The organism is Algorimicrobium algoritergicola (assembly GCF_008086165.1).
Taxonomy (GTDB): domain Bacteria; phylum Bacteroidota; class Bacteroidia; order Flavobacteriales; family Flavobacteriaceae; genus Algorimicrobium; species Algorimicrobium algoritergicola.
On the sequence record NZ_VSKL01000006.1, the window covers coordinates 148077 to 167528 of the forward strand.

Consider the following 19452-nt stretch of genomic DNA (forward strand, 5'->3'; position numbering starts at 1 on the left):
GTTGAATAGTTTTCTTGCAAAGTTGCAAAGGCGCAAAGTTGCAAAGTCGCAAAGTTGCAAAGATTCAAAGACTCAAAGGCGCAGAGTTGTTTGTTGTTGAGTCGTTTGTTGTTAAGTTGAATAGTTTTCTTGCAAAGTCGCAAAGTCGCAAAGTCGCAAAGTTGCAAAGACGTAGAGGCGCAAAGTTGCATAGTCGCAAAGATTCAAAGACTCAAAGGCGCAGAGTTGTTTGTTGTTGAGTTGAATAGTTTTCTCGCGGAATAGCAAAGTGGCGAAGTTTTTGCGTGTTGAGGTATGAGGTATGAGGTATGAGGTATGAGGTATGAGGTATGAGGTATGAGGTGGAATGGGTGAACGTTTCAAATAAAAAGAACACTATTATTCCTTTTTATAAATTTGGTATTTATTTCTTAGAATTTTTATTTTTTGAACACTGAACACTGAACACTGAACACTGAACACTGAACACTGAACACTGAATACTGAACACTGATTTACTCTCTGATTTTCTTTTTACGCAGTTCGAAATTCTGTCCTAAATACACTTTACGTACCATTTCATCATTGGCTAATTCTTCAGGTTCGCCGGCTTTTAGAATACTACCTTCAAACATGAGATAGGTTCTGTCTGTTATGGCTAATGTTTCCTGTACGTTGTGATCGGTAATTAAAATACCTATGTTCTTTTTGGTTAATTGTGCCACGATACGCTGAATATCTTCAACGGCTACGGGATCTACTCCAGCAAAGGGTTCATCTAGAAGAATAAAATTAGGATCGGTTGCTAGGGCACGTGCAATTTCTGTACGACGACGCTCACCACCTGATAATAAATCGCCTCGACTTTTTCGAATATGTCCCAAGCTAAATTCATCAATAAGCGATTCCATTTTATGTACTTGTTCTTTCTTACTTAATTTGGTAAGTTGCAAAACGCTTAAAATATTATCTTCAATACTTAATTTTCTGAAAACGGAGGCTTCTTGTGCCAAATAACCGATACCATTTTGTGCCCTTTTATACATAGGGTATTTGGTAATGTTGGTGTTTTCTAAAAAAATATTTCCGCCATTGGGTTTAATTAGACCTACAATCATATAAAACGAGGTCGTTTTACCAGCACCATTGGGTCCTAAAAGACCAACAATTTCTCCTTGGTTAACTTCTAAAGATACATCTTTAACGACTTTTCGGCCGCTATAGGATTTCATTAAATGTTCTGCTTTTAGTTTCATAGGCTTATACTCTGGGCTAAAATAGTAAAATCATGGCGACAATTTTATGTTTCTAATTGAATTTAAATAAAGTTTAACGCCTTTTCGGTTTAAAATTTTCCTGTTGCTTGTTAAAAGTAATATGACGTTTTGATTTAGTTTCAATTGCCACTGAAATACATATCGACTTCGAATTTAAATTTTCTTTTTTGCATTGCCCAAAAAAGAAACAAAAAAGTCTAGGCTTACGAATCTTTATCTAAATTTTTCATTCAACAACTAAATTTTAGGAACTCGCTAACAAAATTTTGCTCGATTTTAAAAAATTGACTGCTCAAACAGCCTAAAATTTCACGTTCTTATTATGTCTAATTTCACGATAAATTTTCGATAGGCCGATTTAGAGTTTAAAGAAAGATAATATAATGTTTAACTATTGTGACTTTAATAAAACGAATGCAATCAATTTAAATAAAGTTTAACGCCTTTTCGGTTTAAAATTTATTTCTTCTTCAAATCCTTTTTAGCTTGTCTGGCTTGATTTCTAACTACTATTTTGGAAATATAAATACTTACTTGGTATAATAACAAAATTGGAATAGCCACAATAACTTGACTCGCAATATCTGGAGGTGTGATAATAGCCGAAATAATTAAGACAATTACCAACGCAAACTTGCGGTATTTTTTAAGGATTTGTGGTGTTACCAGTCCGATTTTAGTTAAAAAGTAAATCACAATTGGCAGTTCAAACACGAGTCCGGAGGCTAGTGATGATGATCGTACTAAAGCAATGTAGGAGCTCAAATCTATTTCATTTGAAATTTCACTACTCACATTATAGGTTCCTAAAAAATTAATAGATAAAGGTGTTACAATGTAGTAGCCAAATAGGACACCAATAAAAAACAAAAGGGAGGTAACAATAATAAAACCACGTGAATGTTTCTGTTCATTTGGGTTTAAGCCAGGACTGATAAACTTCCAGAATTGATATACCACATACGGAAACGCTATAATTAATCCCGCATAAATAGAGGTCCAGATGTGTGCAGAAAATTGGCCTGCCATTGTTCTGTTTTGAATACGGAAGGGAAACTCTTCTAGACAAAAGGTGGTTTCAATTCCTATAAATTGAGATGCTTTACACAGCCATTGATAGGTAGGGAAGGTCATCCTTTTTGGGCCGAAAATAATGGTTTCAAAAATAAAGTCGGATAATAAGAAAGCGAAAGATCCGGCTATTAAAATAGCAAATGTTGCGCGAATTAAATGCCATCTTAAATCTTCCAGATGGTCCAGAAAGGACATCTCATTGATACTCTTTTTTGCCATTATATGATGCCTTCTTTTATTAAGTCATGAATATGAACGATGCCCGCATATTGACCGTTTTTTTCAACTAATAGTTGGGTAATACCATAAGATTCCATCAATTCTTTCGCGTCAACAGCCATGGCATTTGCATCAATACTTTTTGGGTTTGGACCCATAATATCTTTTGCGGTTAAATTGCTAAAGTCGTTGGATTTTGTCAGCATGCGTCTTAAATCACCATCCGTAATTATACCCACTATTTTATGGTTATCTACAACGGCTGTAACGCCTAACATTTTTTCGGAAATTTCAATAATAACCTCCTTAATATTGGTGTTTGAATTTACTTGTGGTTTTTCATTCACGTCGCTCATATCACTCACCCGTAAATACAATTTTTTACCTAGTGCACCACCTGGATGGTATTTGGCAAAATCATTACTGGTAAATCCGCGAAGTTCTAATAAGCAAACCGCAAGGGCATCACCCATTACTAATTGTGCCGTAGTACTGGTTGTTGGTGCTAAATTATTAGGACAGGCTTCCTTTTCTACAAAGGTATTGAGTAGGAAATCAGAATTTTTTGCTAAAAACGAATCGCGATTACCTGTAATAGCAATCATTTTATTTTTTGCACGCCTTATAAATGGGACGAGCACTTTAATTTCTGGTGTATTTCCGCTTTTTGAAATGCAGATTACAACATCGTCTTCAAGAATTAAACCTAAATCGCCATGAATGGCATCCGCTGCATGCATAAAAACTGCGGGTGTTCCGGTAGAGTTCAAAGTGGCTACAATTTTAGTGGCAATTATGGCACTTTTACCAATACCTGTAATAATAACACGGCCTTTGGAATTAAATATACAGGTGACGGCATCCGAAAAATCGGTATCTATTAAGGTAGACAGGTTAGCAATGGCTTGACTTTCCATGTTAATAGTCTGTATGGCAGTCTGTAAGATGGTATTTTGAGTTTTCAAAATTTATTATTTTTTTGGGTTGATGCTTTTAAAGATTTTATTATCTTTAAAGTTATTCAAACTAAATAATTAATTTGTTGGTTTTTGAATGTTGCAAAGCTAACAAAAATAATTATGAGAGTTCTGTAAATGCACTCGTAATTAATTAATAGCAAAATTCGATACAGTGCGTTTTAAATGAGGGAAAATAATATTTTAAAAACGATACATGTCTGTAAATGAAAATGACTTGCACGGCGCATTAAAAACCTATTTTGGATTTAGTGCTTTTAAAGGCTTGCAGGAACCAGTAATAAAAAGTCTTTTATCGGGAAAAGATACATTCGTAATCATGCCAACGGGTGGTGGAAAATCAATGTGTTACCAGTTGCCAGCGTTGATGCAAGAAGGTACTGCCATTGTGGTATCTCCTTTAATTGCTTTGATGAAAAATCAAGTAGATGCCATTCGTGGTGTCTCTGATCACCATGGTGTTGCGCACGTTTTAAATTCGTCTTTGAATAAAACCGAAATAAAACAAGTTAAACACGATATAACAGCGGGCATTACCAAGCTGCTTTATGTAGCACCCGAGTCCCTTACGAAAGAGGAAAATGTTGAGTTTTTGCGATCTGTGAAAATCTCGTTTATGGCCGTTGATGAAGCCCATTGTATTAGTGAATGGGGTCATGATTTCCGACCGGAATACCGAAATTTGAAAAGTATTATTGAACGTATAGGCGATAATATTCCTATTATTGGATTAACAGCTACGGCTACACCAAAGGTTCAAGAAGATATTCTTAAAAATTTAGGCATTCATGATGCTATGACTTTTCAAGCATCCTTTAATAGGCCTAATTTATATTATGAAGTCCGCCCGAAAACTAAAAATGTGGATGCGGATATTATTCGCTTTGTTAAGAAATACGAAGGAAAGTCGGGTATTGTTTATTGCTTAAGTCGCAAGCGTGTTGAAGAACTCGCCCAAACGTTACAAGTAAATGGTATTAAAGCTGTGCCCTATCATGCCGGTTTAGATGCTAAAACGCGAGCCAACCATCAAGATATGTTTCTGATGGAAGATGCCGATGTTGTGGTGGCAACCATTGCTTTTGGAATGGGAATTGACAAGCCTGATGTTCGCTTTGTAATTCACCATGATATTCCTAAAAGTATAGAAAGTTATTATCAAGAAACTGGTCGTGCTGGTCGTGATGGAGGCGAAGGCTATTGTTTAGCATTTTACGCCTATAAAGATATTGAAAAGTTAGAAAAATTTATGTCTGGTAAACCTGTTGCTGAACAGGAAATAGGTCATGCCTTACTTCAGGAAGTTGTGGCTTATGCCGAAACATCTATATCCAGACGAAAATTCATTCTTCATTATTTTGGTGAAGAATTTGATTCAGAAACTGGCGATGGTGCCGATATGGATGATAATATGCGTCATCCTAAAAAGCAGCATGAAGCCAAGAGCAATGTTGTTTTACTCCTGGATACGGTTTCCAAAACGAATGAAAAATATAAATCTAAAGATTTAGTCCAGGTTATTATAGGTAAAGAGAATGCTTTAATTATTTCTCATAAAACCAACGAACAGCCGTTTTTTGGACTCGGTAGTTCTGAAAGTGATAAATATTGGATGGCTATAACGCGTCAAGTATTAGTTGCTGGTTTTCTTAAAAAAGATATTGAAACCTATGGTGTTATAAAATTAACGCTCGAAGGTTTAGCGTATCTGGCAAATCCGAAATCGTTTATGATGACGGAAGACCATTTATTTAATGCCGAAGTGGATGAAGCCATTATTACTGCATCTAAAGGTGGCGGAGCCGTTGCCGATGTGGCATTAATGAATATGCTTAAAGATTTACGAAAACGCAATGCCAAACGTTTAGGTGTGCCGCCATTTGTTATTTTTCAAGATCCATCATTAGAGGATATGGCATTAAAATATCCCATTTCTATTGAAGAAATGAGCCATGTACATGGTGTAGGAGACGGAAAAGCTAAAAAGTACGGAACCGATTTTGTGGATTTAATTACACGCTATGTTGACGAGAATGAGATTGTTCGTCCGGATGATATGATCGTGAAATCTACAGGTATCAATTCGGCACTCAAGTTATACATCATTCAAAATATTGACAGAAAGTTACCGCTAGACGATATTGCTTCGGCTAAAGGGATGTCTATGAGCGATTTTATAAAGGAAATGGAAGCCATTGTTTTTTCTGGCACTAAATTGAATATCAATTATTGGATTCAAGATATTTTAGATGAAGATCAGCAAGAAGAAATTCATGATTATTTCATGGAAGCTGATACGGATAAAATTGATGTCGCTATTGATGAGTTTGATGGGGATTATGACGATGAAGAGTTGCGTTTATACCGGATTAAGTTTATTAGTGAGGTGGCGAATTAGTGATCAGTGATCAGTATTCAGTGTTTAGCTTGCGGTTTTCAGTTTTTAAATACGTTTTCAAAAAGATGCTTTTTAAAATTATTAAATCGGAATTCGGTAATTTCAAATCATTCCTTATCTTTGCAGCTCATTAAAAAACAATATGATGCAAGACGGATTATACGCAAAATTTCATACTAATAAAGGTGACATATTAGTCGCTTTAGAATATAAAAAAACACCAGGAACGGTGGGTAACTTTGTTGCTTTAGCTGAAGGGAATTTAGAGAATTCTGCTAAAAAGCAAGGCACGCCTTATTATGATGGTTTAAAATTTCACCGTGTTATTCCAGATTTTATGGTTCAAGGTGGTTGTCCACAAGGAACCGGAACTGGAAATCCAGGTTACAAATTTGACGATGAATTTCATCCGGATTTAAAGCATGATGCGCCAGGAATTTTATCGATGGCTAATGCAGGTCCTGGAACAAATGGGAGTCAATTTTTTATTACACATGTTGAAACACCTTGGTTAGACGGTAATCATACTGTTTTTGGAAAAGTACTGGAAGGTCAAGATGTCGTTGATGCTATTGCGCAAAGTGATTCGCTTGATACATTAGAAATTATACGTGTTGGAGCCGATGCTGAAAAATTTAATGCGGTTGAAGCATTCAGAACGTTTGAAGGTTCTCGCGAAAAGCGCTTAGTTGAAGAAAAAGAAGCGGGTGAAGCAGAATTAGATAAATTAGCCGCTGGTTTTGATAAAACAGAAAGTGGTTTGCGTTACCAGATCCTTCAAAAAGGAACCGGTGCTCAAGCACAAAAAGGTCAAACGGTTTCAGTACATTATAAAGGTCAATTAGCTGATGGAACGGTTTTCGATTCATCATACAAGCGTAAAGATCCGCTGGAATTTCAAGTAGGCGTTGGTCAAGTTATTGCTGGTTGGGATGAAGGTATTTGCTTATTGCAAGTAGGTGATAAGGCCCGATTGGTTATTCCAAGTCATTTAGGTTATGGTGCACGTGGTGCTGGTGGTGTTATTCCAGGCGATGCCACCTTAATTTTTGATGTAGAACTGGTTAACGTTAAATAATTTTTAGAAGAAAACGTATTTAAACTGTAACAAATAGTAAAAAAAACGTCTCATTTTTAATGGGACTTTTTTTTGCTTAATTTTCAGAAATCATCACAAAAAAATATAATTTTATGAAGTTAGCGTATACATATCTATCAGTTTTCATTGTTGTTTTTGTTACAAGCTGTTCAAACAGTGTCCATTATACCAATGCTATAAAAGCAGAGACTTCGGGTCGTTATTTATACAATCCAGATGCTGTTATTGACGTTTTTTATAAAGATGATCATTTGTTTTTAAATTGGCGAGGTGCAGAAATTAAACCGGTAGCTCTAGATGAACACTCCTTTTTTGTTCCTGATATGTATCAGAAATTACGTTTTTTGAAACACCCAAATACCAAAACATCCTATTTAGCTATTATTCCTGAAAACGCAGGCGATTCTATTACGTATGCCTATGAAAAAGTGTCCGACACTTTTAATACGCCGTCTATGCATTTAGAAAATAAAAATTATGAGGCCGCGCTTCAAGGTTTTCTAGCCATTAGAAAACAAGACTCCACTTCGGTATTTATAAACGAGCGTGAATTTAATAGTATGGGATATGAATTTTTAAGAGACAAGAAGTATGGTGATGCTATATCTATTTTTAAACTCAATACGGCGTTACACCCTGATAGTGATAATGCTTATGATAGTTTGGCAGATGGCTATTTAACGCAAGGTGATAGCCTTTTGGCTTTTACGCATTATAAAAAAGCCCTTGAATTAAACCCTAGTAATAAACGTGCCAAGAAATTTGTTTCAGCTTATGAAACGAAAGTAACTCATTAAGAATTTAAAATACGGATTACTTTTTCCATTTGATATTGCAACCCATACTCGGTTTTTGGGACCTATCATTTTCTTTATTCTCAATAATACAGTCTAAAGCATGGCGTAAATCAGAACCTGTTACTGGTAAATTGTTTCCAGGACGGGAATCGTCCAACTGACCACGATAGGTTAATTCTAAATCTTTATCAAACACATACAAGTCTGGTGTGCAGGCAGCCTGATAGGCTTTGGCTATCTCTTGTGTTTGATCGTATAAATACGGAAAAATATATTCTTCATTAATCGCGTGTTCCTTCATTTTCTCTGGTGCATCCTGCGGATAGTTTTCCGCATCATTACTAGAAATAGCAATAAAATTGACACCTTTACTTTTATATGTCTTTGCTAATTTTACGAGTTCAGAATTCACATGAATAACATATGGACAGTGATTGCAAATAAACATGATTACGGTTGCGTGAACACCTTTAGCACTTTCTAGCGTTACCATGTCATTAGAAACCGTGTCTTTTAAATTGAAATTTTTAGCTTTTGTGCCTAAAGGAAGCATGTTTGAAGGTGTTTGCGCCATATTACATTCTTTTTTTTTGTTGGAATAAAGTTAAGTAATATTTGACTTACGCCCAATTTGTTAACTTTTATTTTAGATTACCATTAATAAAGCTTTTGAAAATGCGATACCTAATTTATTGGAATTTGATTTGCTATTTTAAAATTTTACTATCATATTACAACTCTAATTAGCCAACTAACTAACGCCTTTCTTTTCATGCAGGAACTTGACCGAGTTCAAATTCATTTTGATTCCAATAATTTGTGGATTCTAAACATTGCGCTTGCTGTTGTTATGTTTGGCGTGGCACTAGGAATTTCAGTGGCGGATTTTAAAGCCTTGATTAAAACGCCTAAAGTAGTTTTAATTGGATTGTTCAGTCAATTTGTTTTATTGCCCTTGTTGACCTATGGTTTTATAGTTTTGGTGAATCCGCAACCGAGCATAGCTTTGGGCATGATGATGGTGGCTGCTTGTCCTGGTGGAAATATATCTAATTTCATGACACATTTGGCAGGCGGAAATACAGCGCTTTCAGTGAGTTTAACCGCTTTTTCAACTTTTATTGCTATTATTATGACACCATTTAATTTTGAATTTTATGGCAATTTATATCAGCCAACAGCAGCTTTGTTACAGGATGTCTCGTTACATCCATTTGATATGGTTCAAATTGTTTTACTTATTTTAGGGATTCCTTTAATTTGTGGGATGTTCGTTCGTAATAAATTCCCAAAAACAGCCATCCGTTTAGCACATTGGCTAAAGCCATTTTCAATAATCGTATTTGTGGGTATTGTTATTATTGCGCTTATGAACAATTTGGATGTTTTTTCAGAATATATACACCATGTTTTAGTGCTTGGTATTAGTCATAATATACTCGCTTTTTTATTAGGGTTTTTAATAGCACGCGCTTTTAAACTATCCTATGAAAATCAGAAAACGTTGACTATAGAAACGGGGATTCAAAATTCAGGGATTGGACTATTACTGATATTTACATTTTTTAATGGCCTAGGCGGTATGGCTATTATGGCTGCTTTTTGGGGGATTTGGCATATTGTTTCCGGATTATTACTGTCCTATTTTTGGTCGTCTAAATTAGTAATTAAAGCTCAAACTGTTTGAAAAAAATCTGGTTACATAGTGTCCGTTTTTATATTGGAATAGGGTTGTTTTTTTATTACAGACGTATTCATGTAAAACGCCGAGAGCGTGTGCCTTTAAAGAAATCCGTTCTTTTTGTTTCCAACCATAATAATGCCCTTATTGACGCCTTACTTATAGCCACGCAATCTGGCAGGTTTTCCTATTTTTTAACGCGTGCTAGTGTTTTTAAAAAACCGCTGGTTAATGCCCTTTTGCGCAGCTTGAATATGATTCCTGTTTATAGAGTTCGCGATGGATGGAATACCGTTACCAATAATACGGCCGTTTTTGAGAATTGCAGTAAGTGCTTATCACATGGTGAAGCGGTTGCATTATTTCCAGAAGGGAATCATCATATAAATCGAACGGTCAGACCATTGAGTAAGGGTTTTACACGGATAGTTTTTGAAACATTAAGTACATTTCCATCAACCGATTTAAAACTGATTCCCATTGGTTTAAATTATGAACAAGCCGATGCGTTTGCTGATAGTGTATCGCTTTATTTTGGTTCTGAAATTTCGGCTAAAGATTATTTAGAAACAGATCAGACTTCGGAAGCACGTCGATTAAAAAATGATGTTTGGCAGGCCATTACCCAATTAACAACGCATATTCCAGCTGATACTTACGAAGAATCTTTAAATAAATTGCAAGCTGTTGATGCCGACTTTCTAAATCCCGAAGCCGTTAATGCGTGTTTGAATTCTGATTTTCAAACGTGTTCTTCAAAAAAACCGAAGCAGCCCAAAATGCTCAAGGCATTTTTTAAATTTTTTATGATTGTGTTGTTGATTGGTCCTTATGTTATTTGGAAATTTCTTGCAGAACCTAAAATTAAAGAAGTTGAGTTTGTAGCCACCTTTCGGTTTGGTTTGGTCATTAGTTTAGTGCCTTTATGGCTCCTCATGGTGACGCTTATTCTGGCGTTGAGTATGGGCTTTCAGTTCGCATTGATTTATTTTACACTGTCCTTATTGATATCGCTTTTAGCGGTTAAATTATAAGCATAAAAAAACCACTAAAAAGTGGTTTCATTATATGTGTTGGATGCTAATTAAATATCGTCAAAATCTATATCTGTAAAACTTCCAGCAGATTTTGGTGCGTCATCAACGGTTTCCGTTTCAGTCGTATATTCTTCCTTCTTAAAATCTTTTTGATGACGCTCACTAATCACTTCATCGCCTTTTTCATTGATGATGTAATCTGTCATTTCTTTTAGAATGGTATTAAATTCCGAAAAGTCTTCCTTGTATAAATAAATTTTGTGCTTTTTGTAGTGGTAAGAGCCGTCATCATTTGTGAATTTTTTGCTCTCGGTAATGGTTAGGTAATAATCGCCTGCTTTTGTAGATCTTACATCAAAAAAATACGTTCGTCTTCCCGCTCGTAATACTTTTGAGAAAATCTCTTCTTTCTCCATCATTCCATTATTATCCATAGTCATATATATTATAAAAACACAAATTATAAGTTCCTCAAAAATCTAAAAAAATCAGATACCAACCAACAAATTATGAATTTTCTTTTATGTATCTTGTTAAAACGTATTTAAGTTGTTAAAAATGAAATCGTTAAAAACACGAGGTTTGTCTTTTCCTGTCTAGGTGTTAGAAGATTCACTTAATTGTTTTTCATATAAGTTTTTATAATAACCATCCGTTTCTATTAAGGCTTCATGCGTTCCGGCTTGTACAATTTTACCAGCATCTAAAATAATTATTTTATCCGCATTTTTAGCTGCTGAAATTCGGTGACTAACTATTATGGTTGTTTTGCCAGTAGTAAGTTTCTTTAGGTTATTAAGTATTTTCTCTTCCGTTTCTGTGTCAACCGCTGATAAACAATCGTCAAACAATAAAATCTGTGGATCCTTTATAATAGCTCGTGCAATGGAAACGCGTTGTTTTTGTCCGCCTGAAAGTGTAATACCACGTTCGCCTAATACCGTTTCATAACCTTTAGTAAAACCTATTATGTTTTTATGGACTTGCGCATATTTAGCCGCTTGGATGACCTGTTCGTCCGTAGCATCCTCTTTGCCAAACTTTATATTGTTGTTAATGGTGTCCGAAAATAAAAAGGCATCCTGTGGTACATACCCAATAGCATCCCGAAGATCATCAAGATTTACTTGATCTATAGGTTCGCCATCAATGAGAAGTTCGCCGCTTTCAATATCATATAAGCGTCCAATTAAATCTAATATGGTTGATTTTCCAGAACCCGTTTTTCCTATTATTGCTAATGTTTCACTTCCTTTTAACGTAAAAGACACGTCTTTTAAGGCTTGAATATTGGTGTCATCATACGTGAAGGACACATTTTTGAAAACGATATCACCTTTAATTTCCGATGCATGCAGCGCTTTGTTTTGAATTTCAGGGGAAATTTTTAAAAACTCATTAATTCGGTTTTGCGAGGCTTCCGCAGTTTGAACTATGGACGTTACCCAACCAACCGTAGCTACTGGCCAAGTTAGCATGTTGACATAAATAATGAATTTGGTAATAACACCAAGACTGATTTCTCCAGCAATATATTGTAATCCACCGACGTAAATAACGATAAGGTTACTTAAACCTATTAATAAAATCATCATGGGGAAGAAAAACGCATTAATACGCACCAAATCCAGTTGTTTCTCACGACTTTCGGTAGCCAATTCATCAAAATTCATAGATGATTGTTGCTCCATGCCATACGATTTTATAATAGCGATACCGCTAAATGTTTCTTGTGTAAAGGACGATAGTTTAGATAAATACTGCTGAACAATGGTACTGCGTTTATGGATTTTTTTACTCAATTTATAAATGATAATTGATAAAATAGGCAGCGGAATAATGGTGTATAAGGTTAATGACGGTGCTTGACGGTACATGAAAAATATAGCAATAACAAAGAGCGTAAAGGTGTTGATACTGTACATAATAGCTGGTCCAGCGTACATTCTAACACTATTGACATCCTCGCTAATTCGGTTCATTAAATCGCCTGTTCGGTTCTTTTTATAGAAATTTAAAGAGAGCCTTTGGTACTGTTGGTAAATTTCATTTTTTAAATCGAATTCAATATAACGGGAGACATTAATAATAGTCTGACGCATAAAAAACGTCAATACACCCGTAATAATGGCAGCACCAATAATAAAGGCAATATTGATAAGGAGTTTCTGTTTTACGATATCGACATCTGTGATAATGCCTTTTCTAAAGTCATCCACAACATCAATTGACGATCCAATAAGTTCGGGCGTAAAGAGTAAAAATATTTTAGATACAATGGTAATAATAATCCCAATAATAACTTTCCCTTTATATTTTAAGAAGTATTTATTTAAATGCTTTAATTCTTTCATTAATAGATTTGAGTTTGCATAAAGTTTTTAACAAATTCGTATTTTAATATTAATTATGTTGTTTAAACATTAATATTCCCTTAATTTTGCACGTTGTTTTTACAGATAGTATAAAACACAAATAACATTAAACTTTAATTAATATGGTAACAGACGTTGTTAATGCGAATGAATTACATAAAATTGACCCTGTTTTTGGTCAACACTCATTCGATAATCACGAGCAAGTTGTTTTTTGCAACGACAAAGATACAGGTTTAAAAGCAATAATTGGAATTCACAATACCGTTTTAGGTCCTGCTTTAGGAGGAACTAGAATGTGGAATTATGAAAATGAATGGGAAGCTTTAAATGATGTTTTGAGACTTTCAAGAGGTATGACTTTTAAGTCTGCTATAACAGGTTTAAACCTTGGTGGTGGAAAAGCGGTTATTATTGGAGATGCTAAAACCCAAAAAACGCCAGAATTGATGCGTAAATTTGGAGAGTTTGTACATTCTTTAAGTGGACGTTATATTACAGCTGAAGATGTTGGAATGACCACTGCAGACATGGATACGGTTCGCGAAGTGACACCTTATGTTACTGGAATTTCTGAATCTCTTGGAGGTGCTGGAAATCCTTCGCCTATAACAGCTTATGGTGTGTTTATGGGTATGAAAGCTGCTGCTAAATATAAATTTGGAAGTGATGTTTTAGAAGGTAAATCGGTGTTTGTTCAAGGCATTGGGAATGTTGGTGAAGCTTTAGTAGAACATTTAGTAGATGAAGGTGCCAATGTAACTATTTCAGATATCAGTCAAGAACGTTTAGAAGAAGTACGCAGTAAGTATGGTGTTTCTATTTATGGTGGGAAGGATATTTATTCGGAAGCTATGGATATCTATGCACCATGTGCATTAGGAGCAACTATTAATGATGATACCGTTCATAAAATAAAAGCGCAAGTAATTGCAGGCGCTGCCAATAATCAATTAGCAGTCGAGCAGAAACACGGTAAAATTTTACAGGAACGTGGTATTGTTTGGGCTCCAGACTTTTTAATTAATGCTGGCGGCATTATTAATGTATACGCAGAATTAGAAGGTTACGACCGTAAGGAAATTATGCGCAAAACTGAAAATATTTACAATACAACATTGGAAATATTAAAGAATGCGAATAAAAATAATGTGACAACCAATACAGCTGCTGTAAATATTGCGCAAGCAAGAATTGATGCAAGAAAAAATGAGAATTCGAAGTAATTCGATTAAATAAATATTATTTTTGCGAGGCGAAAGGACTACTTTCGCCTCTTTAAATTTAAAGTTCTTTGAAAGTATGCTAAACAGAAGACATATTCGTATAAAAGTTATGCAAACCATCTATGCCTATAAAGGTGGAGAAGGTGGCGATTTTAAAGCCGATCAGACATTTTTATTACGCAGTATCGAAAACATGTATAACCTGTATTTATTACAGTTATCCTTATTAATAAAGTTGCAAGAACGATCGGAAGATTACGTGATGAAAACGCAACAAAAACAATTAGCAACTTCAGCGGATAAAGATCCCAACAAAAAGTTTAGTAATAACGAATTGTTAGTAGCTTTAAAAAGCAATATTCGTTTGGCTGATGCTTTTCAGGATCATAAAGTTACCAATTGGGAGTTGGATAGCGAATATGTAGATGTTATTTTTAAAAGTATGTTAGCGTCGGATTTGTATGCTGATTATATGCAAACACGAACATCATCTTTTGCTGAAGACAAAAATTTTATTGTAGAGTTGTTTAAGGAAATCATTGCGCCTAATGATAAGCTTTATGACTATTTGGAAGATCAAAGTTTAACATGGACAGACGATTTGCCTGTTGTAAACACAGCGCTTTTAAAATTATTGCGTAAAGTAAAACCAAGTTCTCCAGATACTTTTTTCTTGCCAGAACTTTTTAAGGACGAAGATGATAGAGCCTATGCATTAGAATTGTTTAAGAAAACTATTTTAAAACAGAATGGTTTAAATGAGACAATAGCCCAAAAAACTCAAAACTGGGATGCTGATCGTATTGCTAGTATTGATACGGTTTTACTGCAAATGGCAATCTGTGAACTAACAAATTTTCCATCAATTCCCGTAAAAGTAACCATCAATGAATACTTGGAAATTGCTAAAGAATATTCAACACCAAAAAGTAGTGTATTTATAAACGGTATTTTAGATAAGCTGATAAAAGAATACGCGGAATCTGATACCTTAAATAAAGTTGGACGTGGGTTGATGTAGTAAGAAATAATTCTTACATTTACAGCCCGAACAAAAAATTATTATTATTATGAAAAAAGTACTTTTAGGATTAAGCGCATTTTGCTTAATCGCGTTTACATCTTGTAAAGAAGATGCAACAAAAAAAATTGATGAAACAAATGTAACTGAAGCAGCTGATAGAGATGCCCAAGCTTCTAATTTTCCAATTTTATCATTTGATAAGAGTGAGCATGATTTTGGTGAAATTGAAGCAAAATCTAAAGTTGAAACTGTTTTCAAATATGAAAATACAGGAAATGCGCCGTTAGTTATTACAGACATTACAAGTTCATGTGGTTGTACGGTACCAAAAGATTGGAGTAGAGAACCATTAGCACCAGGTGATAGTGGCGAATTTACAGTTATTTTTGATGGTACAGGTGCCAATAAAGTAACTAAAACAGTTACCGTTACAGCTAATACTGAAATGGGTAAAGAAACTGTAAAAGTTTCTGCATTTGTTAAGCCAGACCCTAACGCACCAGCAAGAGCTACTGCACCAGCAGTAACTAACCAAAGCCAAGTGCCAGCAGGAGCAGTTCAAAACCAGCAAGCTGCACCAAGAAAATACAGTACACAACCAGGTCATGAAGGCCATAACCACGATTAATTAATCAGATGGGAGAAAGTTTAAGTACATATTTACCGTTTATTTTGATGTTTGTTGTCGTGTATTTCTTCATGATAGCACCACAAATGAAACGTGCAAAACAAGAAAAAAAATTCGCAGCCGAATTAAAAAAAGGTGATCGCGTGATTACTAAAAGTGGTATGCATGGTAAAGTTGTTGACTTTAATGATAAAGACGCCAGCTGTATTATTGAAACCCTTGCCGGTAAAATAAAATTTGATCGCTCGGCTATTTCTATGGAAATGAGTAAAAAACTCAATGAGCCAGAGAAGGTGAAATAAATATTACAAGTTTAAAAAAAAGAAAGCCACTCAACGAGTGGCTTTTTTTGTTGTGATTCTGTAGTCATTAAGAATATTTCAATTTGATGTGTTTCAAGCCAGATTAACAATTTTTATATTTATCATATAAGCCCAACCCATTTAAAATTAAGGGCTGTATTTTTTCTAATCGGGATGCTTTCGTTGTTTCGCGCTTTGCCATATTAATATACTCACAATATTCCCGTTGTTTTCCTGGCGTCAATGCGTTGAATGCGGTTTTTAAATCCGTGTGATTATCTAGATACTTTTGTAGTTCAACTGGAATAGTAACGGTTTTTCCTAGTCTAACAACTTTTAATTCTTTTCCTTCTTTTTGATTTTTAATAGCTTCTTTAACATAACTTAAAACAGCGTCTTTATTAATGTCACTAATAGACTCAAAACGCATTTGCCTAAGTCCTTTTGTTTTTTCTTGAGCCTGCTCTAAAAGATTGTGTTCATCCTTTAAAAATACACCATTAAAAAACCAAATTCCAAAATGGTTTTTAAAAGCCCCTAAACCTAAAACATTTTTATCTTGCCAGGTATAAACGGGCGCATGCCATTTTAGGGTTTCTTCTAAATCCGTTTTTAATATAATTTTTCTTAAAAGACTAAGGGCTTCTTTATATTTTTCTTGGCTGTCAATATATTCTTCAACTGAATCTGCTTTTTTCATAGATATACTTAATTGTTGTTTCAAAAGTACGTGTTTTTTAACCGTTTTTAATTCTAATTTTTATTGAATTGAATGTCAGTTATCTACTATTTTTTATTTTAATTCAGTCTAAATAAGCTTTGTGTTTTTATTAAAGGATGTTATATTTGTCGCTTATTTAAAATAAATCTAAATAACTAACCAATGAACAAAGTATTATATGGTATTTTTTTGATAGCGTTTCAAGTTTCGTTTTCGCAATCAAAAATTTCGGGAACAATTGTTTCTGCCTCCAATGAACCCGTGGCTTATGCGCACGTTTTTATTCAAGAAACAAAGCAAGGAACCACCACCAATGAAAATGGATTTTTTAATCTAGAAAATGTGTCGCCAGGCTCATTTACAATCCAGGTTTCCTTTGTAGGATTTAAATCAGCTTACAAGAGCATAGAACTTCAATCTAATGAAACACGTGAATTAACAATCACTTTGCAGAGTGATACCGATTTGGATGAGGTAGAAGTGTTTGGTAGCCGTTTTAAGCATCCTGATAAAATTGAAGCCTTAACGAGGTTGCCTTTGGAGCCTTATGAGCAAATTCAAAGTATCTCCATTATTTCAGATAAATTAATAGAGCAGCAAGGGAATTTAACCATTTCTGAAGCTACGAAAAACGTACCAGGCGTTTATACATTTGCAACCTATGGTAATAAGCGTGAAAGCATGAGCTCCCGTGGGTTTAGAGGAATTCCTATACTGAAAAATGGCGTGCGTGTTAATTCTGATTTTCGTGGTGTTGGTGTTTTAACAGATATGCAGGGCATTGATAATATTCAAGTATTAAAAGGAACTGCATCCATCACACAAGGGGTTGCAACGGATTTAGGAAGTCCTGGCGGCGTCATAAATATGGTAACTAAAACGCCCAGATATTACAATGGTGGTGAGGTATCTTTACGTGTGGGTAGTTATGGACAAGTACGGCCAACATTTGATGTTTATGGTCCTATAAATAAGCAGAAAAATTTAGCCTTTAGAATAAATGGTGCTTTGGAAAGAGCAGATAGTTATCGCTCTTTAGTTTCTTCTGAACGCTTTTATATCAACCCGTCTTTAGAGTGGCGAATTGATGATAAAACCAAAGTAACAGTTGAAATGGATTATTTTGATGATAGCCGTACACCCGATTTGGGTACTGTTAATTTGGGCGAAAATGATGTGAATGCGATATACGATTTACCCCATAATCAGTTTTTAGGATTTGAAAATGATCGTTCTATTACACAAAACGCGACTTATTCTATTCGCTTAGATCATAAATTAACTGATAAATTAGTATTAAAAGGTGCTTTCTTTTCATCAGGATTAGATTTAAATGATAAAGGTGCAGGTTTGGGAAACGTCGTGTCCGTTGCTAATGAACCACAGTATCAAATGCGTGCGCGTAATTATAGTACATCAACACGTTCTGATAACAATAGTGTTCTGCAATTTGATTTAATTGGAGACGAATTAGAAACAGGAAAAATTAAGCATACCTTTCAAGTTGGGTTTGATTATAGAACATCAAAATATGCAACAACATCACAATCGGCCGGTGTTGTAGATACCATTAATGTATATCAAAATAATTCGAATATTTTGCCTGGCTTAACTTTAGGCGCTACAGATTACAATGGCGGTGAAACACGAGCTTTAGGTTTAGTGGCGCAAGATGTTATTTCTTGGAATACGTGGTTAAAAACTTTTTTAGGCGCACGTATTAGTAGTACAGAAACAATTGGTGAAGTGGAAAACACTAGGAGTACAGCCTTTAATCCGCTATTTGGTGTAATTGTAAGTCCTTTAAAAAACGTAAATGTCTTTACTTCGTATACCAATAGTTCCTATCCAAGAACAGCTGCTAGATTAGGTGAAAATGGCGAAGAACTGGGTAATGAACGTTATGATCAATTGGAAGCCGGAATTAAAACAAATTGGTTAAATAGTCGTTTACGATTCAATCTAACGTATTTCAAAATAAACAATAAGGATATTAACCTTCCAGTTTATGATGATTCTTGGTCTACTATATTATATTATGAAAAGGGTGGAAATGATCAGCGACAAGGTATTGAAGTGGAATTAACGGGTCGTGTTTTAGAGAATTTTGAAGTCATAGCCGGTTACTCCTATATTGATGCAGAATATAAAGAACACACGTCCTTTGTTTATGGCTCTTCACCATTAAACACACCAAATCATACATTTAATTTATATGGTAATTACACGTTTAAAGGTCAATTAGAAGGTCTTTCATTAGGAGCAGGCGCATATTATACAGGCGAACGTCCCGTTAACGATTGGTCCTCTGGTGCTATTACGCATGAAGGTATTGTGCCAAACCAAAAACCGTTTGATGTGGATGCCTACACATTGGTAAATATGCAAGCCGCTTATACGTTTAATAAGCATTGGCAAGCGCGATTACTTTTAAATAATGTATTTAACGAAATAGGGTATAATACCTACAGAACCCGTTATATTAATCAAACGGATCCAAGAAGTTTTGCAGCTATACTAAATTATAGATTTTAAATTCAATGTATTTTGAGTACAAAAAAAGCCGATGATTATATAATCATCGGCTTTGATTTTTTTACTTTTTTGTGTTTCGTTAATGTTTAAAGTATTACCGTTT

The 19452-nt window shown here is 34.8% G+C and carries 17 protein-coding genes; 10 read left to right on the forward strand and 7 right to left on the reverse strand.

The window, feature by feature from the left end; genetic code table 11:
* Positions 1–494 precede the first annotated feature (494 nt).
* The 3 genes from lptB to ES675_RS13970 form a co-directional block, all read right to left on the reverse strand.
* The gene (gene lptB, locus ES675_RS13960) at positions 495–1235 is read right to left on the reverse strand and encodes an LPS export ABC transporter ATP-binding protein (RefSeq protein WP_066256910.1); all 741 of its coding nucleotides are present in this window, start codon (positions 1233–1235) and stop codon (positions 495–497) included.
* A gap of 480 nt (positions 1236–1715) precedes the next feature.
* Positions 1716–2549, reverse strand: coding sequence for a twin-arginine translocase subunit TatC (gene tatC, locus ES675_RS13965; RefSeq protein WP_066256913.1), 834 nt, complete (start codon positions 2547–2549; stop codon positions 1716–1718).
* Positions 2549–3466, reverse strand: coding sequence for a KpsF/GutQ family sugar-phosphate isomerase (locus ES675_RS13970; protein ID WP_066256916.1), 918 nt, complete (start codon positions 3464–3466; stop codon positions 2549–2551). The genes tatC and ES675_RS13970 overlap by 1 nt, the downstream gene beginning before the upstream one ends.
* A 256-nt stretch (positions 3467–3722) precedes the next feature.
* Here ES675_RS13970 and ES675_RS13975 point away from each other — a divergent pair, with 256 nt between their 5' ends.
* The 3 genes from ES675_RS13975 to ES675_RS13985 all read left to right on the forward strand — a co-directional run bounded on the left by ES675_RS13975 (position 3723) and on the right by ES675_RS13985 (position 7820).
* Positions 3723–5924 carry an ATP-dependent DNA helicase RecQ gene (locus ES675_RS13975; protein WP_066256921.1) on the forward strand — a complete coding sequence of 734 codons (2202 nt, stop codon included), beginning with the start codon at positions 3723–3725 and terminating at the stop codon, positions 5922–5924.
* A gap of 145 nt (positions 5925–6069) precedes the next feature.
* A complete protein-coding gene (locus ES675_RS13980; protein WP_066256925.1) occupies positions 6070–7002 on the forward strand; it encodes a peptidylprolyl isomerase in 933 nt (310 codons plus the stop codon).
* A gap of 113 nt (positions 7003–7115) precedes the next feature.
* Positions 7116–7820 (forward strand): tetratricopeptide repeat protein, encoded by a 705-nt coding sequence (locus ES675_RS13985; protein ID WP_066255264.1) that lies wholly within the window; start codon positions 7116–7118, stop codon positions 7818–7820.
* A gap of 16 nt (positions 7821–7836) precedes the next feature.
* On the opposite strand, the gene ES675_RS13990 is transcribed toward ES675_RS13985, so the two are convergent.
* The gene (locus ES675_RS13990) at positions 7837–8394 is read right to left on the reverse strand and encodes a thioredoxin family protein (protein WP_066255270.1); all 558 of its coding nucleotides are present in this window, start codon (positions 8392–8394) and stop codon (positions 7837–7839) included.
* A 198-nt stretch (positions 8395–8592) separates the two neighbouring features.
* Between ES675_RS13990 and ES675_RS13995 the strand changes: the two genes are divergently transcribed.
* Both ES675_RS13995 and ES675_RS14000 read left to right on the forward strand, forming a co-directional pair.
* On the forward strand, positions 8593–9507 hold the full coding sequence (locus ES675_RS13995) for a bile acid:sodium symporter family protein (RefSeq protein ID WP_066255274.1): 915 nt from the start codon (positions 8593–8595) through the stop codon (positions 9505–9507).
* Entirely contained in the window at positions 9504–10535 is a 1032-nt protein-coding gene (locus ES675_RS14000) for a lysophospholipid acyltransferase family protein (protein WP_231931319.1), read from the forward strand. The genes ES675_RS13995 and ES675_RS14000 overlap by 4 nt, the downstream gene beginning before the upstream one ends.
* A 50-nt stretch (positions 10536–10585) precedes the next feature.
* Here the strand turns inward: ES675_RS14000 and ES675_RS14005 are convergent, their stop codons facing one another.
* Positions 10586–10972 carry a PUR family DNA/RNA-binding protein gene (locus ES675_RS14005; protein WP_066255277.1) on the reverse strand — a complete coding sequence of 129 codons (387 nt, stop codon included), beginning with the start codon at positions 10970–10972 and terminating at the stop codon, positions 10586–10588.
* Between the two features lie 162 nt (positions 10973–11134).
* Complete coding sequence (locus ES675_RS14010; protein ID WP_066255283.1) at positions 11135–12892, reverse strand: ABC transporter ATP-binding protein; 1758 nt, start codon at positions 12890–12892, stop codon at positions 11135–11137.
* Between the two features lie 143 nt (positions 12893–13035).
* Between ES675_RS14010 and ES675_RS14015 the strand changes: the two genes are divergently transcribed.
* From ES675_RS14015 to yajC, 4 genes are all read left to right on the forward strand, one after another.
* Positions 13036–14139: a Glu/Leu/Phe/Val family dehydrogenase gene (locus ES675_RS14015; protein WP_066255289.1), complete on the forward strand. Its 1104-nt coding sequence runs from the start codon at positions 13036–13038 to the stop codon at positions 14137–14139.
* Positions 14140–14215: 76 nt separating this feature from the next.
* A complete protein-coding gene (gene nusB / locus ES675_RS14020) occupies positions 14216–15160 on the forward strand; it encodes a transcription antitermination factor NusB (protein WP_066255292.1) in 945 nt (314 codons plus the stop codon).
* Between the two features lie 49 nt (positions 15161–15209).
* On the forward strand, positions 15210–15791 hold the full coding sequence (locus ES675_RS14025) for a DUF1573 domain-containing protein (protein ID WP_066255295.1): 582 nt from the start codon (positions 15210–15212) through the stop codon (positions 15789–15791).
* Between the two features lie 8 nt (positions 15792–15799).
* Positions 15800–16093, forward strand: a complete 294-nt coding sequence (yajC, locus tag ES675_RS14030) for a preprotein translocase subunit YajC (RefSeq protein WP_066255301.1) — start codon at positions 15800–15802, stop codon at positions 16091–16093.
* A 103-nt stretch (positions 16094–16196) separates the two neighbouring features.
* On the opposite strand, the gene ES675_RS14035 is transcribed toward yajC, so the two are convergent.
* A complete protein-coding gene (locus ES675_RS14035; protein WP_317041675.1) occupies positions 16197–16817 on the reverse strand; it encodes a YdeI/OmpD-associated family protein in 621 nt (206 codons plus the stop codon).
* A gap of 159 nt (positions 16818–16976) precedes the next feature.
* On the opposite strand from ES675_RS14035, the gene ES675_RS14040 reads away from it, so the two are divergent.
* On the forward strand, positions 16977–19349 hold the full coding sequence (locus ES675_RS14040; protein WP_066255307.1) for a TonB-dependent receptor: 2373 nt from the start codon (positions 16977–16979) through the stop codon (positions 19347–19349).
* Positions 19350–19452: the final 103 nt, after the last annotated feature.

Coding starts and splice junctions, on each gene's coding strand:
- ES675_RS13980 (WP_066256925.1), top strand. CDS start 6,070: ATGCAAGACGGATTATACGCAAAATTTCATACTAATAAAGGTGACATA.
- ES675_RS14010 (WP_066255283.1), bottom strand. CDS start 12,892: ATGAAAGAATTAAAGCATTTAAATAAATACTTCTTAAAATATAAAGGG.
- ES675_RS13985 (WP_066255264.1), top strand. CDS start 7,116: ATGAAGTTAGCGTATACATATCTATCAGTTTTCATTGTTGTTTTTGTT.
- ES675_RS13970 (WP_066256916.1), bottom strand. CDS start 3,466: ATGGAAAGTCAAGCCATTGCTAACCTGTCTACCTTAATAGATACCGAT.
- ES675_RS13990 (WP_066255270.1), bottom strand. CDS start 8,394: ATGGCGCAAACACCTTCAAACATGCTTCCTTTAGGCACAAAAGCTAAA.
- yajC (WP_066255301.1), top strand. CDS start 15,800: ATGGGAGAAAGTTTAAGTACATATTTACCGTTTATTTTGATGTTTGTT.
- ES675_RS14015 (WP_066255289.1), top strand. CDS start 13,036: ATGGTAACAGACGTTGTTAATGCGAATGAATTACATAAAATTGACCCT.
- tatC (WP_066256913.1), bottom strand. CDS start 2,549: ATGGCAAAAAAGAGTATCAATGAGATGTCCTTTCTGGACCATCTGGAA.
- ES675_RS13995 (WP_066255274.1), top strand. CDS start 8,593: ATGCAGGAACTTGACCGAGTTCAAATTCATTTTGATTCCAATAATTTG.
- ES675_RS14025 (WP_066255295.1), top strand. CDS start 15,210: ATGAAAAAAGTACTTTTAGGATTAAGCGCATTTTGCTTAATCGCGTTT.
- ES675_RS13975 (WP_066256921.1), top strand. CDS start 3,723: ATGTCTGTAAATGAAAATGACTTGCACGGCGCATTAAAAACCTATTTT.
- lptB (WP_066256910.1), bottom strand. CDS start 1,235: ATGAAACTAAAAGCAGAACATTTAATGAAATCCTATAGCGGCCGAAAA.
- ES675_RS14005 (WP_066255277.1), bottom strand. CDS start 10,972: ATGGATAATAATGGAATGATGGAGAAAGAAGAGATTTTCTCAAAAGTA.
- nusB (WP_066255292.1), top strand. CDS start 14,216: ATGCTAAACAGAAGACATATTCGTATAAAAGTTATGCAAACCATCTAT.
- ES675_RS14040 (WP_066255307.1), top strand. CDS start 16,977: ATGAACAAAGTATTATATGGTATTTTTTTGATAGCGTTTCAAGTTTCG.